Raw genomic sequence first — 15,621 nt, forward strand, 5'->3', positions numbered from 1 at the left:
GCACCGGTCACCGGGAGGTGACACCAACGGGAAGGTACGCCCCGCGCGCCGTAATCTGGCCATCATGAGCGAGTGTCCGCACGTAGCAGAGCTGCCCCGGCCGGAGCCGGCTCCCCAGCACGAGACCTGTCCGCACTGCCTGGCCGCCGGCACCCATCCGGTGCAGCTCCGGCTCTGCCTGGTCTGCGGCCATGTGGGGTGCTGCGACTCCTCGCCCCTGCGCCACGCCAGCGCGCACTACGACGAGACCGGGCACCCGGTGATGCGGAGTTACGAGCCGGGGGAGAGCTGGCGGTGGTGCTTCCAGGACAGCGCGCTCGTCTGAGGCGCGGCCGGAGCGCCCCGCGGGGCGCGCGACCGGCCCGGGAGGCGGTTCGGCCGTCCGGCGGGTGGGTACGTCAACCATCCACCACTTCGCCGCAATTGACCCCGCAGACCCCTACCCACTGTATGTGGTTATACGCTTACCATCAGTGACAGCGGCCGTGGGGTGGGGGCTCCGGCGACAGCGCACCATGGATCGCGATAGCGTCGCCGAGCCAGTACCGGCTACGTACGGACTGCGTAGCGACGGCTTCGGGATCTTTCTCCCGAGGCCCGGAAAGAGCATGTGTCACCTTGGAGGTGAGGGTGTCCCAGATCGCAGGCGAGCCCGGGACCCAGGACTTCGTGGAAGTCCGGCTGCCCGCTGCGGGTGCCTATCTGTCGGTGTTGCGGACGGCCACGGCCGGACTCGCGGCACGCTTGGACTTCACCCTTGACGAGATCGAGGATCTGCGGATCGCGGTCGACGAGGCGTGCGCGATCCTGCTCCAGCAGGCGGTTCCCGGCTCCGTCCTCAGCTGTGTCTTCCGGCTCATCGACGACTCGCTGGAGGTCACGGTCTCCGCGCCGACCACCGACGGCCGGGCGCCGGAGCGCGAGACCTTCGCCTGGACGGTCCTGTCCGCGCTGGCGGGCAAGGTGGAGTCCACGGTCGCCGAGGACCGCACGGTCTCCATCAGCCTGTACAAACAGCGCGGCGCGGGACCCGGGCCGGCGTGAACGAGGACGGTCCGGTGCGCAACGAGGACGGTCCGGTGCGGGACGAGCCTCCCTCGGTGCACGGCTTCCCGGAGCAGCACGCCCGGCCGGGCCCGGTGGACAAACCCGCGGAGCCGACGGCCGCGGCGGAGCAGACGCGGGCTGGGGGTACGCCCCCCGGCTCCGCCGCGGGCGCCCCCGCCCAGGCGGAGCCCTCGGGGAAGGCGGGCAGCATGAGCGAGGACGTACACGAGCAGCAGCAGCACCATCCGCAGGACCGCAGCGGGGCACGGGCCCTCTTCGTCGAGCTGCGCGAGCTGCCCGACGGCTCGCCCGAACACGCCGAGCTGCGGAACCGGCTGGTACGGATGCATCTGCCGCTGGTCGAGCATCTGGCGCGCCGGTTCCGCAACCGGGGCGAGCCGCTGGACGACCTCACCCAGGTCGCGACCATCGGGCTGATCAAGTCGGTGGACCGGTTCGACCCGGAGCGCGGTGTCGAGTTCTCGACCTATGCCACCCCGACCGTGGTGGGCGAGATCAAGCGTCACTTCCGGGACAAGGGCTGGGCGGTGCGGGTGCCGCGCCGGCTCCAGGAGCTGCGGCTCTCGCTGACGACGGCGACGGCCGAGCTGTCCCAGCAGCACGGCCGCTCCCCCACGGTGCACGAGCTGGCCGAGCGGCTGGGCATCTCCGAGGAGGAGGTGCTGGAGGGCCTGGAGTCGGCGAACGCGTACTCGACGCTCTCGCTGGACGTCCCCGACACCGACGACGAGTCGCCGGCGGTCGCCGACACCCTGGGCGCCGAGGACGAGGCGCTGGAGGGGGTCGAGTACCGGGAGTCGCTCAAGCCGCTGCTGGAGGATCTGCCGCCGCGCGAGAAGCGGATTCTGCTGCTGCGGTTCTTCGGCAATATGACGCAGTCGCAGATCGCGCAGGAGGTCGGCATCTCCCAGATGCACGTCTCCCGGCTGCTCGCCCGCACCCTGGCGCAGCTTCGGGAGAAGCTGCTGGTGGAGGAGTAGACGCCGGCGGGAGCGCGGCGGGCCCGGCCGGTCAGGCGCCCGGGGTGTCCGGGCTCCCGATACCGAGCGCCCGGGTCGTCGCCGGGTTGACGATCAGCGCCAGTCCGGCCACGGCGACGGCCGCGATCAGGATGCCCAGCGGGATCAGCGCCCCCTCGGTGCGCAGCAGCGTCCAGGCCGGGATCAGCGCCATGAGGTGTGTGATCAGCGCGGGGCCCCGGCTCCAGGAGCGCCGCAGCAGCAGCCCGCGCGCGGCGGCCAGCGGGATCGCGCCGAGTGCGATGAGCGTCACTCCGCCCATCTCTGCCTGGGTCGGGCTGTCGGGGCTGCCGAGCACTCCCATGACGAGCAGATAGACGCCGTACACGGCCAGGGCCAGGCCCTCCAGTGCCGAGACCGCCGCCGCGGCGGTCAGACGGGCGGGGCGCGGGGTCGGGTCTTCACTCACCCCGCAAGGGTAGCCGCCGCCGCGCACCCGGGGCTGGGCCGGTCATCGCGGGGTGGGTACGCTGCATCGCATGCGCGCACTTCTCGTGGTCAACCCGGCAGCAACCACCACCAGTGCACGTACCCGTGATGTGCTGATCCACGCCCTCGCCAGCGAGATGAAGCTGGAGGCCGTCACCACCGAGTACCGGGGCCACGGCCGGGACCTCGCCCGGCAGGCGGCGGAGGCCGGCGACATCGACCTCGTCGTCGCCCTCGGCGGCGACGGCACCGTCAACGAGGTCGTCAACGGTCTGCTCCACCACGGCCCCGACCCGGCCCGGCTGCCCCGGCTCGCCGTGGTCCCCGGCGGATCGACCAATGTCTTCGCCCGCGCGCTCGGACTGCCGAACGACGCCGTGGAGGCGACCGGCGCGATCCTGGACGCCCTCAGCGAGCGGAGCGAGCGCACGGTGGGCCTCGGGCTCGCCTCCGGCACCCGGGGCACGGACGACGAGGGCGTGCCGTCCCGCTGGTTCACCTTCTGCGCGGGTGTCGGATTCGACGCCAGTGTGATCGGCCGGGTCGAGCAGCAGCGGGAGCGCGGAAAGCGCTCGACCCACGCGCTCTACGTACGTCAGGTGCTGCGGCAGTTCCTGGACGACCCGCACCGCCGGCAGGGGAAGATCACCCTGGAGCGCCCCGGCGCGGAGCCGGTGACCGATCTGGTGGTCTCCATAGTCGCGAACACCTCGCCGTGGACCTTTCTGGGCAATCGCCCGATGTACGCGTCGCCCAAGGCCTCCTTCGACACGGGGCTCGATGTGCTCGGCCTCTCGAAACTGTCGACTCCCGCGGTGGCCCGGTACGGCACCCAGCTGCTCACCTCCAGCCCCAGCCGGGGACCGCACGGCAAGCACGCGATTACTCTCCATGACCTCTCCGAGTTCACCTTGAATTCAAAGGTTCCGCTGCCTTTTCAGATGGACGGCGACCACCTCGGACTGCGCACGAGCGTGACGTTCACAGGCGTACGCCATGCACTGCGTGTGATTGTGTGAGTGGAAGGCCCAAACGGCCTTTATCTCGAACGTACGGACTGGGCTCCACCCCATAGAATGACGGCTGTGACCTAGTCGACACCGAGGAATCAAAAAAAACTTCCCGGAAGGGGTTGTATCCGTCGCCGAGGTTTGCGAGTCTCTTCATGGCGATCGGGACGGCCCGCTGCATCATCGGCCCGCAGGTCGCCGGAACCCCTCCCCAAACCCTGGACCACGTCGACGTGAAGTCGATCGGCCCTTCCCTTGTGGGGGGATTCGTGAAAGCGTTCACATTCACAAGCAACCTGCATGTCACACCAAGGAGAGGTAGCAGCCATGGACTGGCGTCACAACGCCGTTTGCCGCGAGGAAGACCCCGAGCTCTTCTTCCCCATCGGCAACACTGGTCCTGCGCTGCTGCAGATCGAGGAAGCCAAGGCCGTCTGCCGTCGCTGCCCCGTCATGGAGCAGTGCCTGCAGTGGGCGCTTGAGTCCGGCCAGGACTCCGGCGTCTGGGGTGGCCTCAGCGAGGACGAGCGCCGCGCGATGAAGCGCCGTGCCGCTCGCAACCGGGCGCGTAACGCCAGCGCCTGACCGCCACCGCACCGAGCCTGAGCCTCCGGCGGCGCGTACAGCGAGTACGCACTCACCGCCCACGAGTCGCAGCGCGCAGCAGTAACCCACAGCATTCGAGCCCCGGACCGAATTTCCATCGGTCCGGGGCTCGCTGCTGTGCGCCGGCCGGGCCGGGAATTACTTCCGGTCGCGCACCGGAATATCGAGGACGACCCGGGTCCCCCGCTCCGGCGCGGGCGCGGGAAGCATGTCGAATGAGCCGCCCAACTCCCCTTCCACCAGGGTCCGTACGATCTGGAGCCCGAGATTTCCGGCGCGCTGGGCGTCAAAGCCCTCGGGAAGTCCGCGGCCGTCGTCCTGGACCGTGATGAGGAGCCGGGCGGGACCCTGATGGCCGCTGCGGTCCCCGCGTACCGCCGATACCTCCACCGAGCCGCGCTCACCCGCCGGAAAGGCGTGTTCCAGAGCGTTCTGGAGCACTTCGGTGAGAACCATCGACAACGGGGTGGCGACCTCGGCGTCGAGAATGCCGAAGCGGCCGGTGCGGCGGCAGTCGACCTTGCCCGGGGAGATCTCCGCCACCATCGCGATGACCCGGTCGGCGATCTCGTCGAACTCGACCCGCTCGTCGAGATTCTGCGAGAGCGTCTCATGGACGATGGCGATCGAGCCGACGCGCCGCACGGCCTCGTTGAGGGCCTCCCGGCCGCGCACCGAGTCCATCCGGCGGGCCTGGAGCCGCAGCAGGGCCGCGACCGTCTGGAGGTTGTTCTTCACCCGGTGGTGGATCTCCCGGATGGTGGCGTCCTTGGTGATCAACTCACGCTCGCGGCGACGGAGTTCGGTGACGTCGCGCAGCAGGACGAGGGAGCCGATGCGGGTGCCCTTGGGCTTCAGCGGGATGGCGCGCAGCTGGATCACCCCGCCGTTGCCCTCGACCTCCGCCTCGCGCGGCGCGTAGCCGCTGGCGAGTTTGACCATGGCCTCGTCGACCGGGCCCCGGGCGGGGGCGAGATCGGCGGTGACCTGGCCGAGGTGGTGGCCGACGAGGTCGGACGCGAGGCCGAGCCGGTGGTAGGCGGAGAGCGCGTTGGGGCTGGCGTACTGGACGATGCCGTCGGCGTCGAGACGGATGAGCCCGTCGCCGACGCGCGGGGAGGCGTCCATGTCGACCTGCTGGCCCGGGAAGGGGAAGGAGCCGGCGGCGATCATCTGGGCGAGGTCGGAGGCGGACTGGAGATAGGTCAGCTCCAGCCGGGAGGGGGTCCGCACGGTCAGCAGATTCGTGTTGCGCGCGATGACGCCGAGAACCCGGCCCTCACGGCGCACCGGGATGGACTCGACCCGCACGGGGACCTCCTCGCGCCACTCGGGGTCGCCCTCGCGGACGATCCGGCCCTCGTCCAGGGCGGCGTCCAGCAGCGGGCGCCGGCCGCGCGGCACGAGATGGCCGACCATGTCGTCCTGGTAGGAGGTGGGTCCGGTGTTGGGCCGCATCTGGGCCACGGAGACATAGCGGGCCCCGTCGCGGGTGGGGACCCACAGCACCAGATCGGCGAAGGAGAGATCGGAGAGCAGTTGCCACTCCGAGACCAGCAGATGGAGCCACTCCAGGTCGGAGTCGCTCAGGGCGGTGTGCTGGCGTACGAGGTCGTTCATGGAGGGCACGTGTGCGAGCGTACCCGCGAGGTGAACCGGAGGCGTCGGGCGGCCGTGCCATGGGGCGGGGGACGGAGTCCGGGGAGCGGTGGCCGGAACCAATCCCGGCCGATCCATGGACATCCGTGAATGGTCTAGTCCACAATGAAGAAGTAGCCAGAACTTCCGCTCTCCCCGCACAGGAGGGTGGAACGAGGCCCCGGCGCTCTCTGCCCTGACTGCGCCCGGTCCTCCCCCACGGCCGCGCGGGACCGCACACCCGCCGGCCGGAGCAACTCCGGGCTGCGGTGCCGGACGGGTTGAGGGTCCCGTCAGGCGCCGCGGCCCGCGGGTTCTTCCGGCCAGGCGCGCATCGCCAGTTCCGCGACCCGCGCCAGCTCCTCCTCCGTCGCCCCGTCGCGGGCCTGGTGCGCCATGCCCTGGAGGACGGCTCCGCTGAACCGGGCCAGCGCCCCGGCATCGGTCCCCCCGGGCAGCACCCCGGCCGCCACATCGGCATCGATCCCGCGCTCGAAATCGGCGAACTGGGCGGCGCGCTGCTCCCGCAGCGCCGTCTCCACGTCGGGGGCCGTGCAGTTGACCGCCGCGCTGACCATCAGACAGCCCCGGGGGTGGCCGGGGTCCGTGAACAGGCCCGCGGCCTCGCGCAGCACCCGGGCGACCGCCGCCCGGGCGGTCGGCTCCTCGGCCAGGGCCCGGGTCGCGTAGGAGCCGTAGCCGGCCGCGTAGACCTCCACGACCTCGGCGAAGAGGGCTCTCTTGTCGCCGAAGGCGGCGTAGAGGCTGGGGGCCCCGATCCCCATCACCCGGGTGAGATCGGCGATCGAGGTCGTCTCGTATCCGTGCTCCCAGAAGGTCAGCATCGCCTGGTGGAGCGCCGTGTCGCGGTCGAAGGACCGGGGCCGGCCGCGCTGTTTCGTCGCCATGACCTCATTCTATAGCGGCCATTAAAGAATCTGGTACGGTCCTTTCTGTAGCGACCGCTAGAGAAGAGGGGGCGCGGCGATGAGCACGCGCGGAACAACGTCCGACGGACGGCTTTCGGGGAAGACGGCGCTGGTCACCGGGGGCAGCCGGGGCATCGGACGGGGCATAGCCGAGCGGCTGGGGCGGGACGGGGCACGGGTCGCCGTGCACTACGGCGGCAACGAGGCCGCCGCGAAGGAGACCGTGGCCGCCATCGAGGCGGCGGGCGGCTCGGCCTTCGCGCTGGGCCAGGAGCTGGGGATCGAGGGGGACGCGGCGGCGCTCTGGGCCGAGTACGACCGGCTCACCGGGTCGGCGGGCGTCGACATCGTGATCAACAACGCGGGGATCGCCAAGCCGGACCCCTTCACGGAGATCTCCGAGCAGACCTACGACCGGTACTTCGCCGTCAACACCAAGGCGCCGTTCTTCGTGGTCAGGGAGGGGCTGTCCCGGCTGCGGGACGGGGGCCGGGTCATCAACATCTCCTCCGGCCTGGCCCGGGTGGGGCAGATGCCGGAGATGATCGCCTATGCGATGACCAAGGCCGCCCTGGACGCCTTCAGCCTGAATCTCTCCAAGGTGCTCGGCCCGCGCGGCATCACCGTCAACTCGCTGGCCCCCGGGGTCATCGACACCGATATGAACGCCTGGCTCCACGACAGCGACGAGATCTGGGCGGGCGAGGCGGCGCGGGCGGCACTCGGCCGGGTGGGCACCGCCGGGGACATCGCGGACGCGGTCGCCTTCCTCGCGTCCGACGACGGCCGCTGGGTCACCGGCGCCTGGCTGGATGTCTCCGGCGGGACCATGCCGTAGACGGCGGACGGCCTCAGTGGGTCTCGGTCACCTTGGCCAGGGCCCTCGGGGCGTCCGGGTCCTGGCCCCGGGCGATGGCCACCTCATGGGCCAGCAGTTGCAGCGGCAGGATCTCCAGGACCGGCTGGAGCTCCTCCGGGACCCCCGCGGTCGGCAGCACGAAGCCCGCCGACGCCGCCTCGGCGGGTGCGGCGGGGCCGACCACCACCAGATCCGCCCCCCGGCCGCGCAGCCGGTCCAGGACCGGCTGGAGGGCCTCGCCGCCCCGGCCGTCGGGGACGACCGCGATCACCGGTGAGATGTTGTCCACCATCGCCAGCGGTCCGTGCAGCAGATCGGCGCCGGAGTACGACAGGGCCGGGATGTAGCTCGTCTCCATGAGCTTCAGCGCCGCCTCCTTGGCCGTGGGATAGCCGTACCCCCGTGAGGTGATCACCATCCGCTCGGCGAACCGGTAGCGCGACGCCAGCCGGCGCACCTCGTCCTGCCGGTCCAGAACCCGGCCCGCCAGCTCCGGCAGCGCCCCGGCCGCCGAGCCGTCCTCACCGCGCAGCCCCTCCACGAGGAGGTAGAGCGCCAGCAGCGACGCCGTGTAGGTCTTGGTCGCCGGGAGCGCCTTCTCGGCGCCGGCCAGGATGTCGATGTGGAACTCGGCGACCGCCGCCAGCGGGGAGTCCGGGTTGTTGGTGACCGCGAGGGTGACGGCGCCCGCCCCGCGCGCCGCCCGGGTGGAGGCGACCAGGTCCGGTGAGCCGCCCGACTGGCTGACGACCACCACCAGCACATCCCGCAGATCGGGGCGGGCGCCGTAGGCCGTCGTGGTGGACATGGAGGTCAGTCCGCACGGCAGGCCGAGCCGGATCTCCAGCAGATACTTCGCGTACAGCGCCGCGTTGTCGGAGGAGCCGCGCGCGGTCAGCAGGACGAAGCGCGGCCGGCGCTCCGCGATCAGACCGGCCACCTCATGGATGCGCGGCGCACCCCGGTCCAGGATGCGCCGCAGCACCACGGGCTGTTCCAGCATCTCGCCGGCCATGATCCGGCCCGGGCGCTCGCTCTCTTCGGCCGAGTGCGTGGCGGACATCGTGGGTGCCTCCAACTGGCCTGCCATGTGCCGGGGGGCGGGGCCTCTCGGCACCCGCCCCCCAGTACGTCCGGTCCGCGCCGGTCAGGCTCCGGCGCCCTGGCCGGTGATGACCTCCGCGGCGGCCCGCCCGCAGACACGGGCGGCACCGTGGGTCGCGATGTGGAGCGCGCCCTTGGGCTGCGCCCGGTTCACACCCATCTCGACCACGACCGTCCCCGGCCGGGCCTCGATCAGCGCGTCCAGCGCCGCCGCCATCCACGCGTGCCGGTGCACATCACGTACCACTGCGACGATCCTACGGTCTGCGGCGCTGCCCAGCACCTTGCTCACCAGGGCCGATACCTCGCCCTCCGGCTCGCCGTAGGTGTCGGCCACGGTCCCCGGCAGCAGTTTCGCCAGCTCCGGCGCGACACCCCACGGGGTCTCGTCGCCGACGGCGATATTGGCCTCCGGGGCGAACGAGGCGACATACGGGGTGCCGGTGACCGGGGTGTACGGGAGTTCACCCGCGGTGACCCGGATCGCGCGGCGCGCGGCGACCAGACCGACATCGGAGCCCTGTCCCGGGCCCTGCTCGGCCACGGCGGCCCTGGCACGGCGGGTCCAGTCGGCGAGGGCGCGCACCCGCGCCGCCGCGTCGGCCAGCCGCTCCTCGGGGAGGTCCCCGCCGCGGACCGCGGTGACCAGCGCGTCGCGCAGGCTGAGCACGGTCTGCTCGTCGGCGAGCCCGCCACCGACGCAGATCGCGTCGATACCGGCGGCGATGGCGAGGACGGAGCCGCGCTCGATGCCGTAGGTCGAGGCGATGGCCTGCATCTCGATGCCATCGGTGATGATCAGACCGCCGAAGCCCAGCTCCTCGCGGAGCAGACCGTTGAGGATCTGCGGGCTCAGCGTCGCCGGGCGGTCCCGGTCGAGCGCGGGGAGCAGGATGTGCGCGCTCATCACCGCTTTCGGCCCGGCCGCGACGGCCTCGCGGAAGGGCAGCAGATCACGGGCGTGCAGGGTGTCGAGCCCCACATCGATCCGCGGCATGGCGTGGTGCGAGTCCACATTGGTGTCGCCGTGCCCGGGGAAGTGCTTGATGCAGGCCGCGACGCCGGCGGACTGCATGCCCTCGACGTACGCGATGGTGTGCCGGGCGACGAGCCGGGCGTCCGCGCCGAACGACCGCACGCCGATGACCGGGTTGTCCGGGTTGGCGTTGACGTCGGCGGAGGGCGCCCAGTTGAGGTCGACCCCGCACTCGGCGAGCCGGCGGCCCAGCTCACGGGCGACCTCGCGGGTGAGAACGGTGTCGTCCACCGTGCCCAGCGCGTAGTTGCCCGGGAAGGACGAGCCGTCGCGCACCTCCAGACGGGTGACGTCGCCGCCCTCCTCGTCGATGGCGACCAGGACATCGTCCCGCTCGGCCCGCAGCTGCGCGTTGAGCGCGGTCAGCTGCTCGGGGGTGACGATGTTCCGGCCGAAGAGCCCGACGGCGGAGAGTCCTTCGCCGATCTGCCGCAGCAGCCAGTCGGGGGCGGTGGTACCGACGAAACCCGGCTGGAGGACGGTCAGGGCGTCACGGGTGAGGGTGTCCGAGGACCCACGTACGACGGTGGTCATAGCGGTCGGTTATCCCTTCACTGCGCCGGAGGTGAGACCCGTGGCCATCTTCTTCTGGATGAACATGAAGAAGATGACGACCGGGATCGCGATCATGGTCGACGCCGCCATCAGCGCGCCGTAGTCGACGCCCCGGGAGGTGGTGAAGTTCGTCAGCCAGACGTTCAGCGTGAACTTGTCGTTGTCCTGGAGGACGATGTACGCGAGCAGGTACTCGTTCCAGGCGTTGATCAGCGAGTAGATGGACGCGGCGGCGAGGCCGGGCGCGAGGAGCGGGAAGATGATCCGCCAGAAGGCGCCCATCTGGGTGCACCCGTCCACCATCGCGGACTCCTCCAGCTCCTTCGGGATGTTGATCACGAAGCCGCGGATCATCCAGGTCGCGAAGGGGAGCGTGGAGACGAGGTAGATGACGATGACGCCCCAGTACTCGTTCAGCGCGCCGAAGTCGTTGAGCTGGAGGTAGATCGGGATCAGCATCGCGGTCGGCGGCAGCAGCTGCACCAGGATGAGCACGACCATGAAGACCCGGCGCCCGTAGAAACGGAAGCGGCCGATCGCGTAGGCGGCGACGGTGGCCATGACCATGGCGCCGACCACGGCGGTGAGGCTGACGATCAGGCTGGACTTGATCGCGGTGCCGAAGTTCTCGTAGCTGACGGCGCGGGAGAAGTTGTCGAAGGTGATCGACGACGGCCAGAGCGTCTGGTCGTAGCTGCGGATCTCCCGGTTGGGCCGCAGGGAGCTGACGACGAGCCAGTACACCGGGAAGATCATGACCAGGAAGGTCAGGACCCCGACGGCGTTGTAGACGTGGCGGCTCTTCTTCTTACGGTCCTTCGCCTTCTGCTTCTTGCCGGCGGCGGGGACGGACTTCACGGTGTTCACGGGCGTATCGGTCTTCGGCGCGGAGGCGGTGGCGCTCAATCGACCTCTCCGATCTTGAGCAGCTGACGCAGGTAGTACACGGCGACACCGGACAGCAGCAGCACGGTGATCAGGGAGATGGCCGCGCCCTGGCTGAAGGAGTTGGACTCGAAGGCCTTGTTGAAGGCGTAGAGGCCGATGACCTCGTACTCGGGCTCCGGCTTGCCGCCGCGCATCAGCCAGACTTGGCCGAGGACATTGAAGTCCCAGATCACCGACAGTGTGGCGACCATCTGGAAGACCGGCTTGATGACCGGGAAGGTCACATAGCGGAAGTTGCCGAACGCGTTGACGCCGTCGATCGCGGCGGCTTCCTCCAGCTCCTTGGGGACCTGGGTGAGGGCCGCGTACAGCGTGATCGAGACGAAGGGGATGGCGCCCCAGACGACGACCGCGCCGATGATGAGGAAGCCCTGCTTGTAGTCCAGCCACCAGTTGTGGCCCTGGAAGTCCAGACCCAGGTACTTGGTCAGGACCATGTTCATGACGCCGTAGTCGGAGTCGGAGAACCAGCGGAAGATCGAGGAGGCGACCATCACCGGGATCGACCAGGCGGCGATCAGGGCGGCGGTCAGCGACAGCCGCGCCCAGGTCGACATGCGCTGCATCATCAGCGCGACACCCAGACCGATGACCAGCGTGGTGACCACGCACACGACCATGAAGATCACGGTCAGAACGACCGAGTCCCAGAAGGCCGAGTCGCCGAAGATGTTGGTGAACTGCTCGAAGCCCACCCAGGGGGCCGGCTCACCCGTCCACAGCTCTTTGCGGCCCACGTCCTGGAAGGACATGATCGTCGTCTTGATCAGCGGCCAGATGAAGACCGCGAGAACCGCGACGACGGTGGGGAGGATCAGCAGATAGGGGAGAGCCGCACCCTTGCGCTTCGGCCGCTTCCCACCCCCCGACAACTTGGGTTCATGGACACCATCCGGCCGTCTGGCGGCCGTGGCCGTGTCGGAGCCTTGGGGGTCCGGTCCCCCGGGGGTCTTGAGCTCGGCGGCACTCATCGTGCGTGGCCTTCCGTTCGGACTGTTCGCCTGAGGGCGGAGGGACGGGCCGGCGCGTGAACGCCGGCCCGTCACCCCCGCGGGGAGATCAGAGGGTCAGGACCGCTGGGGTCAGGACGCCTCGTTGATCAGCTTGTTGATCTCCTCGTCGGCCTTCTTCGTGGCATCGGCGACCGACGTCCCCCGGATGATCTCGAGCAGCATCTGCTCCAGGATCTCCTTCTTCTCGATCGCGGCCCAGCCCGGGGCGATCGGAGTGAACCAGGCGTCCGGAACGGCGTTGGCGACCGCGGCGGTCTCCGGCTTCGCCTTCAGCGGCTCCAGCTGCTTGGTGTTGTTCGGAAGGATGTTCTTGGTGGTGAGGGCTTCCTGGTTCTTCTCGTTCGTGTAGATCGAGATCCACTCTTCGCCCAGGTCCTGCTGCTTGGACTTCGAGATGACACCGAGGTCCGAACCACCGATGAAGGACGGGAGCGCCTTGCCGTCGGGGCCCGGCATGCCGGCGACGTCGATCTTGCCCTTCAGCTCCTTGTTGCCACTGCCCTCGGAGTCGACGACGCTGCCGGCCTCCCAGCCGTTGCCGTAGAGAAGAGCGGTCTTCTCGTTGGCCATGACGTTGGCGTGGTCCTGCTCGTCCTTGGTCTTGTCAGCCTTGTTGTACTTCTTGACCAGGTTGACGTAGTGCTCGATGCCCTTCTGGGCCTCGGGGGTGGAGAGCTGGGACTCCCACTTCTTCGAGCCCTCGTCGTACTTGGCGATCTGGCCGCCGTACGCGGCGACGTAGGACATCGCGGCGTACCAGTACTTGCCCGGGAGGTAGAGCGGGGAGTAGGCCTTGTCCTTGCCGTACTTCGTCTGGAGCTTGTCCAGGGCCTTGGTCAGCTCGGCCTCGGTCGCGGGCAGCTTGTCGACGCCCGCGCCCTCCTTGAACATCTCCTTGTTGTAGATCGCGACGCGCGCACCGGCGTAGTAGGGCACACAGTAGAGCTTGCCCTCGTAGGTGCAGGTGTCCTTCAGACCCTTGATCCAGGTGTCCGAGTTCTGGTACTTGCTCTCGTCGATCTCGGCGAGGGCGTCGTTGAGGATGTACGTCATGGTCTCGGTGTTGCCGAGCTCGACCACATCCGGGAAGGAGTCACCGGAGAGAGCGGCGTCGAGCTTGCGGGTCTTGTCGGCCCACAGCTGGTACTGGACCTTGACGTTGACCTTCGGGTACTTCTTCTTGAACTCGTCGTTCGCCGCCTTGACGACCTCGGGCCAGGTCGACTGCGCGTCGTTCATGAGCCAGACGGTGAGATTACCGGTCCGGTCCTTGGGGTCCTTGGCCTTGTCGTCACTGTCCGAGCCACAGGCCGCGACCGAAACCATCATTGCCGCCACGCCAACGGCGGATATGAGCTTGCGCTTCACGACACCCTCCTCAGGGATGCAGATTTCCCCCCACCGCCCGGGAGTCGCACAACACGCAGAGACAGCGCTTTTCGGTCTGCCCGTGGGGCTGGGACCTGGTCTTTAATGGTTTAGACCAGTACCCGGAGCTTGGCCTAGACCTTTAGGGGTGTCAAGGGTGTATAAGAAGGGCAGTCGCGTCCGTTATAGGACCGACACCTGAGGGAGGGCGACGACCCGTGACCGGACCGTGCCACCATGTGAGCCGCTACAGACGGAGGAGCCGGTGACGGCAGCAACGCAGGAGTCGGGAAGGCGGGGCATGACCACGGACGGGGTGGGTACGGAGACCGAGGGCGGACCTCAGACACGTACCGCGCGGGTACCCAAGTACTACCGGCTCAAGCGCCACCTTCTGGACATGACAGAGACTATGCCGCCCGGGACACCCGTGCCCCCCGAACGCACACTTGCGGCCGAATTCGACACCTCGCGGACCACGGTACGCCAGGCGCTCCAGGAGCTGGTGGTCGAGGGGCGGCTGGAACGCATCCAGGGCAAGGGCACCTTCGTGGCCAAGCCGAAGGTGTCCCAGGCGCTCCAACTGACCTCGTACACCGAGGACATGCGCGCCCAGGGGCTGGAACCGACGTCTCAGCTGCTGGACATCGGGTATGTGACGGCGGATGACACCCTGGCGGGGCTGCTGGACATCACCACCGGGGGGAGGGTGTTGCGGATCGAGCGGCTGCGGCTCGCCAGCGGGGAGCCGATGGCGATCGAGACAACGCATCTTTCGGCCAAACGCTTTCCGGCGCTGCGGCGGAGCCTGGTGAAGTACACCTCGCTGTACACGGCTCTCGCGGAGGTCTACGGGATTCATCTCGCGGAGGCGGAGGAGACCATCGAGACGTCGCTGGCGACGCCGCGCGAGGCGGGGTTGCTGGGGACGGATGTGGGGTTGCCGATGCTGATGCTGTCGCGGCATTCGCTGGATGCGGAGGGGGAGCCGGTGGAGTGGGTGCGGTCGGTGTACCGGGGTGACCGGTACAAGTTCGTCGCCCGCCTGAAGCGCCCCACTCCCTGACCGCTCCTCCCTGGCCGGCCCCGCGCCGCGGCCCCCTCTCCGGGCCCACCGACGCGGGGCCGTCGCCATGCCCCGCTGGGCACCCCGGGCACCCCGGGCACCCCGGCCCGGCCGGGGGCGCCTCCCAGAGGCAGCTCTGGGGGAGTTTGAGGACGGACCCTGTGCCACAGGTAACCCGAGCAATCTCAGCCCGTCCGGGGGCACCTCCCAGAGGCAGCTCCGGGGGAGTTTGAGGACGGACCCCGCGCCACAGGACCCCGCATCCCGCGGGCCACGGTCGGGGGCCAGCCCCCGAACCCCCGCGCCTCAAACGCCGGCGGGGCTGGAATTCGTGCCTCGGCTCACCGGCGAGGCTGAGCGGGCATGCCTCCACTCACCGGTGGCGCCGAGTGGCCACGCCTCCGCTCCCCGAAGAGGACATCCCGGCCCACCCGGGCAACCCGGCCCGTCCGGGGGGAGCACCTCCCAGAGGCGGCTCCGGGGGAGATTGCGGACGGACCCCGCGCCACGGGCAGCCCGAGCCGACCCAGCCCGCCGCCCCGCGCCACGGGCAGCCCGAGCACACTCAGCCCCACCCCCGCCTGACGACAGCCCCCGTGGCGCACCCCTCGCAGGGGGCCGGGAAGGGGCTCGCAGGCTCTCCGGAGGGGCTCGGCAGCCCCTCCGGAGGTGACCTTGTGTAGAGGGCCCAACACCCCCGCGACACAACATCTGGGGGGTACCACCACCCCCCGCCCCCACATGTATGCTCATCTCGCTGTCGTCGCAGAGGAATCCGGTGCGAATCCGGAACTGTCCCGCAACGGTGTGCTGTGGTGCCCTTTGTCGCACCACGCGAGTCCGGGCGTCTGCCGGCAGCGCACCCGGCTCGACCGACCCGGGTGCCGAGACGTCCGGGCCTCGCGGTTGGGTCGGCGGACGCCGTGCGGAGTGCTGCCCGGAACCGGGTACGCGCGCCCTGCGGCGTGCCCTC

General features: G+C 69.8%; 15 protein-coding genes and 1 riboswitch. Of the genes, 7 read left to right on the forward strand and 8 right to left on the reverse strand.

The genetic code is table 11. From position 1 onward, the window contains the following. Positions 1-64: 64 nt before the first annotated feature. From ACWCRA_RS09605 to ACWCRA_RS09615, 3 genes are all read left to right on the forward strand, one after another. Positions 65-325, forward strand: a complete 261-nt coding sequence (locus ACWCRA_RS09605; protein WP_351554926.1) for a UBP-type zinc finger domain-containing protein — start codon at positions 65-67, stop codon at positions 323-325. 305 nt (positions 326-630) lie between these two features. After that, positions 631-1,044 (forward strand): ATP-binding protein, encoded by a 414-nt coding sequence (locus tag ACWCRA_RS09610; RefSeq protein WP_351554923.1) that lies wholly within the window; start codon positions 631-633, stop codon positions 1,042-1,044. Next, positions 933-2,048 (forward strand): RNA polymerase sigma factor SigF, encoded by a 1,116-nt coding sequence (locus tag ACWCRA_RS09615; RefSeq protein WP_451067229.1) that lies wholly within the window; start codon positions 933-935, stop codon positions 2,046-2,048. Before ACWCRA_RS09610 ends, ACWCRA_RS09615 begins: the two co-directional genes overlap by 112 nt. 31 nt (positions 2,049-2,079) lie before the next feature. Here the strand turns inward: ACWCRA_RS09615 and ACWCRA_RS09620 are convergent, their stop codons facing one another. After that, positions 2,080-2,496: a hypothetical protein gene (locus ACWCRA_RS09620; protein WP_351554920.1), complete on the reverse strand. Its 417-nt coding sequence runs from the start codon at positions 2,494-2,496 to the stop codon at positions 2,080-2,082. A gap of 70 nt (positions 2,497-2,566) precedes the next feature. Between ACWCRA_RS09620 and ACWCRA_RS09625 the strand changes: the two genes are divergently transcribed. Both ACWCRA_RS09625 and ACWCRA_RS09630 read left to right on the forward strand, forming a co-directional pair. Further along, the gene (locus ACWCRA_RS09625) at positions 2,567-3,535 is read left to right on the forward strand and encodes a diacylglycerol/lipid kinase family protein (RefSeq protein ID WP_351554917.1); all 969 of its coding nucleotides are present in this window, start codon (positions 2,567-2,569) and stop codon (positions 3,533-3,535) included. A 318-nt stretch (positions 3,536-3,853) separates the two neighbouring features. Next, positions 3,854-4,111, forward strand: a complete 258-nt coding sequence (locus ACWCRA_RS09630) for a WhiB family transcriptional regulator (RefSeq protein WP_003953983.1) — start codon at positions 3,854-3,856, stop codon at positions 4,109-4,111. 159 nt (positions 4,112-4,270) lie between these two features. Here the strand turns inward: ACWCRA_RS09630 and ACWCRA_RS09635 are convergent, their stop codons facing one another. Continuing rightward, entirely contained in the window at positions 4,271-5,752 is a 1,482-nt protein-coding gene (locus tag ACWCRA_RS09635) for a histidine kinase N-terminal domain-containing protein (RefSeq protein WP_351554990.1), read from the reverse strand. Positions 5,753-6,063: 311 nt separating this feature from the next. After that, positions 6,064-6,678 (reverse strand): TetR/AcrR family transcriptional regulator, encoded by a 615-nt coding sequence (locus ACWCRA_RS09640; protein ID WP_351554915.1) that lies wholly within the window; start codon positions 6,676-6,678, stop codon positions 6,064-6,066. A 79-nt stretch (positions 6,679-6,757) separates the two neighbouring features. On the opposite strand from ACWCRA_RS09640, the gene ACWCRA_RS09645 reads away from it, so the two are divergent. Continuing rightward, positions 6,758-7,537, forward strand: coding sequence for an SDR family oxidoreductase (locus ACWCRA_RS09645; RefSeq protein ID WP_351554912.1), 780 nt, complete (start codon positions 6,758-6,760; stop codon positions 7,535-7,537). 13 nt (positions 7,538-7,550) lie between these two features. Here the strand turns inward: ACWCRA_RS09645 and ACWCRA_RS09650 are convergent, their stop codons facing one another. The 5 genes from ACWCRA_RS09650 to ACWCRA_RS09670 form a co-directional block, all read right to left on the reverse strand. Continuing rightward, positions 7,551-8,621, reverse strand: coding sequence for an SIS domain-containing protein (locus ACWCRA_RS09650; protein ID WP_451067194.1), 1,071 nt, complete (start codon positions 8,619-8,621; stop codon positions 7,551-7,553). An 84-nt stretch (positions 8,622-8,705) separates the two neighbouring features. Continuing rightward, positions 8,706-10,232, reverse strand: coding sequence for a glycoside hydrolase family 3 protein (locus ACWCRA_RS09655; protein ID WP_351554906.1), 1,527 nt, complete (start codon positions 10,230-10,232; stop codon positions 8,706-8,708). A 9-nt stretch (positions 10,233-10,241) separates the two neighbouring features. Further along, positions 10,242-11,024 (reverse strand): carbohydrate ABC transporter permease, encoded by a 783-nt coding sequence (locus ACWCRA_RS09660; protein ID WP_451067230.1) that lies wholly within the window; start codon positions 11,022-11,024, stop codon positions 10,242-10,244. Positions 11,025-11,155: 131 nt separating this feature from the next. Then, a complete protein-coding gene (locus ACWCRA_RS09665) occupies positions 11,156-12,172 on the reverse strand; it encodes a carbohydrate ABC transporter permease (protein WP_351554903.1) in 1,017 nt (338 codons plus the stop codon). Between the two features lie 111 nt (positions 12,173-12,283). Continuing rightward, positions 12,284-13,582, reverse strand: coding sequence for a sugar ABC transporter substrate-binding protein (locus ACWCRA_RS09670; RefSeq protein ID WP_351554900.1), 1,299 nt, complete (start codon positions 13,580-13,582; stop codon positions 12,284-12,286). Positions 13,583-13,883: 301 nt separating this feature from the next. Here ACWCRA_RS09670 and ACWCRA_RS09675 point away from each other — a divergent pair, with 301 nt between their 5' ends. Continuing rightward, positions 13,884-14,648, forward strand: a complete 765-nt coding sequence (locus ACWCRA_RS09675) for a GntR family transcriptional regulator (protein ID WP_351554897.1) — start codon at positions 13,884-13,886, stop codon at positions 14,646-14,648. A 774-nt stretch (positions 14,649-15,422) separates the two neighbouring features. Beyond that, positions 15,423-15,492: riboswitch (cobalamin riboswitch) on the forward strand. The last annotated feature ends 129 nt before the right edge of the window (positions 15,493-15,621 follow it).

It is taken from the genome of Streptomyces sp. NPDC001889, assembly GCF_053594535.1.

What these genes read in the sequence shown, in the direction of transcription:
- ACWCRA_RS09605 (WP_351554926.1), top strand. Translation starts at nt 65, where the DNA reads ATGAGCGAGTGTCCGCACGTAGCAGAGCTGCCCCGGCCGGAGCCGGCT.
- ACWCRA_RS09625 (WP_351554917.1), top strand. Translation starts at nt 2,567, where the DNA reads ATGCGCGCACTTCTCGTGGTCAACCCGGCAGCAACCACCACCAGTGCA.
- ACWCRA_RS09630 (WP_003953983.1), top strand. Translation starts at nt 3,854, where the DNA reads ATGGACTGGCGTCACAACGCCGTTTGCCGCGAGGAAGACCCCGAGCTC.
- ACWCRA_RS09635 (WP_351554990.1), bottom strand. Translation starts at nt 5,752, where the DNA reads ATGAACGACCTCGTACGCCAGCACACCGCCCTGAGCGACTCCGACCTG.
- ACWCRA_RS09640 (WP_351554915.1), bottom strand. Translation starts at nt 6,678, where the DNA reads ATGGCGACGAAACAGCGCGGCCGGCCCCGGTCCTTCGACCGCGACACG.
- ACWCRA_RS09645 (WP_351554912.1), top strand. Translation starts at nt 6,758, where the DNA reads ATGAGCACGCGCGGAACAACGTCCGACGGACGGCTTTCGGGGAAGACG.
- ACWCRA_RS09650 (WP_451067194.1), bottom strand. Translation starts at nt 8,621, where the DNA reads ATGTCCGCCACGCACTCGGCCGAAGAGAGCGAGCGCCCGGGCCGGATC.
- ACWCRA_RS09655 (WP_351554906.1), bottom strand. Translation starts at nt 10,232, where the DNA reads ATGACCACCGTCGTACGTGGGTCCTCGGACACCCTCACCCGTGACGCC.
- ACWCRA_RS09665 (WP_351554903.1), bottom strand. Translation starts at nt 12,172, where the DNA reads ATGAGTGCCGCCGAGCTCAAGACCCCCGGGGGACCGGACCCCCAAGGC.
- ACWCRA_RS09675 (WP_351554897.1), top strand. Translation starts at nt 13,884, where the DNA reads ATGACCACGGACGGGGTGGGTACGGAGACCGAGGGCGGACCTCAGACA.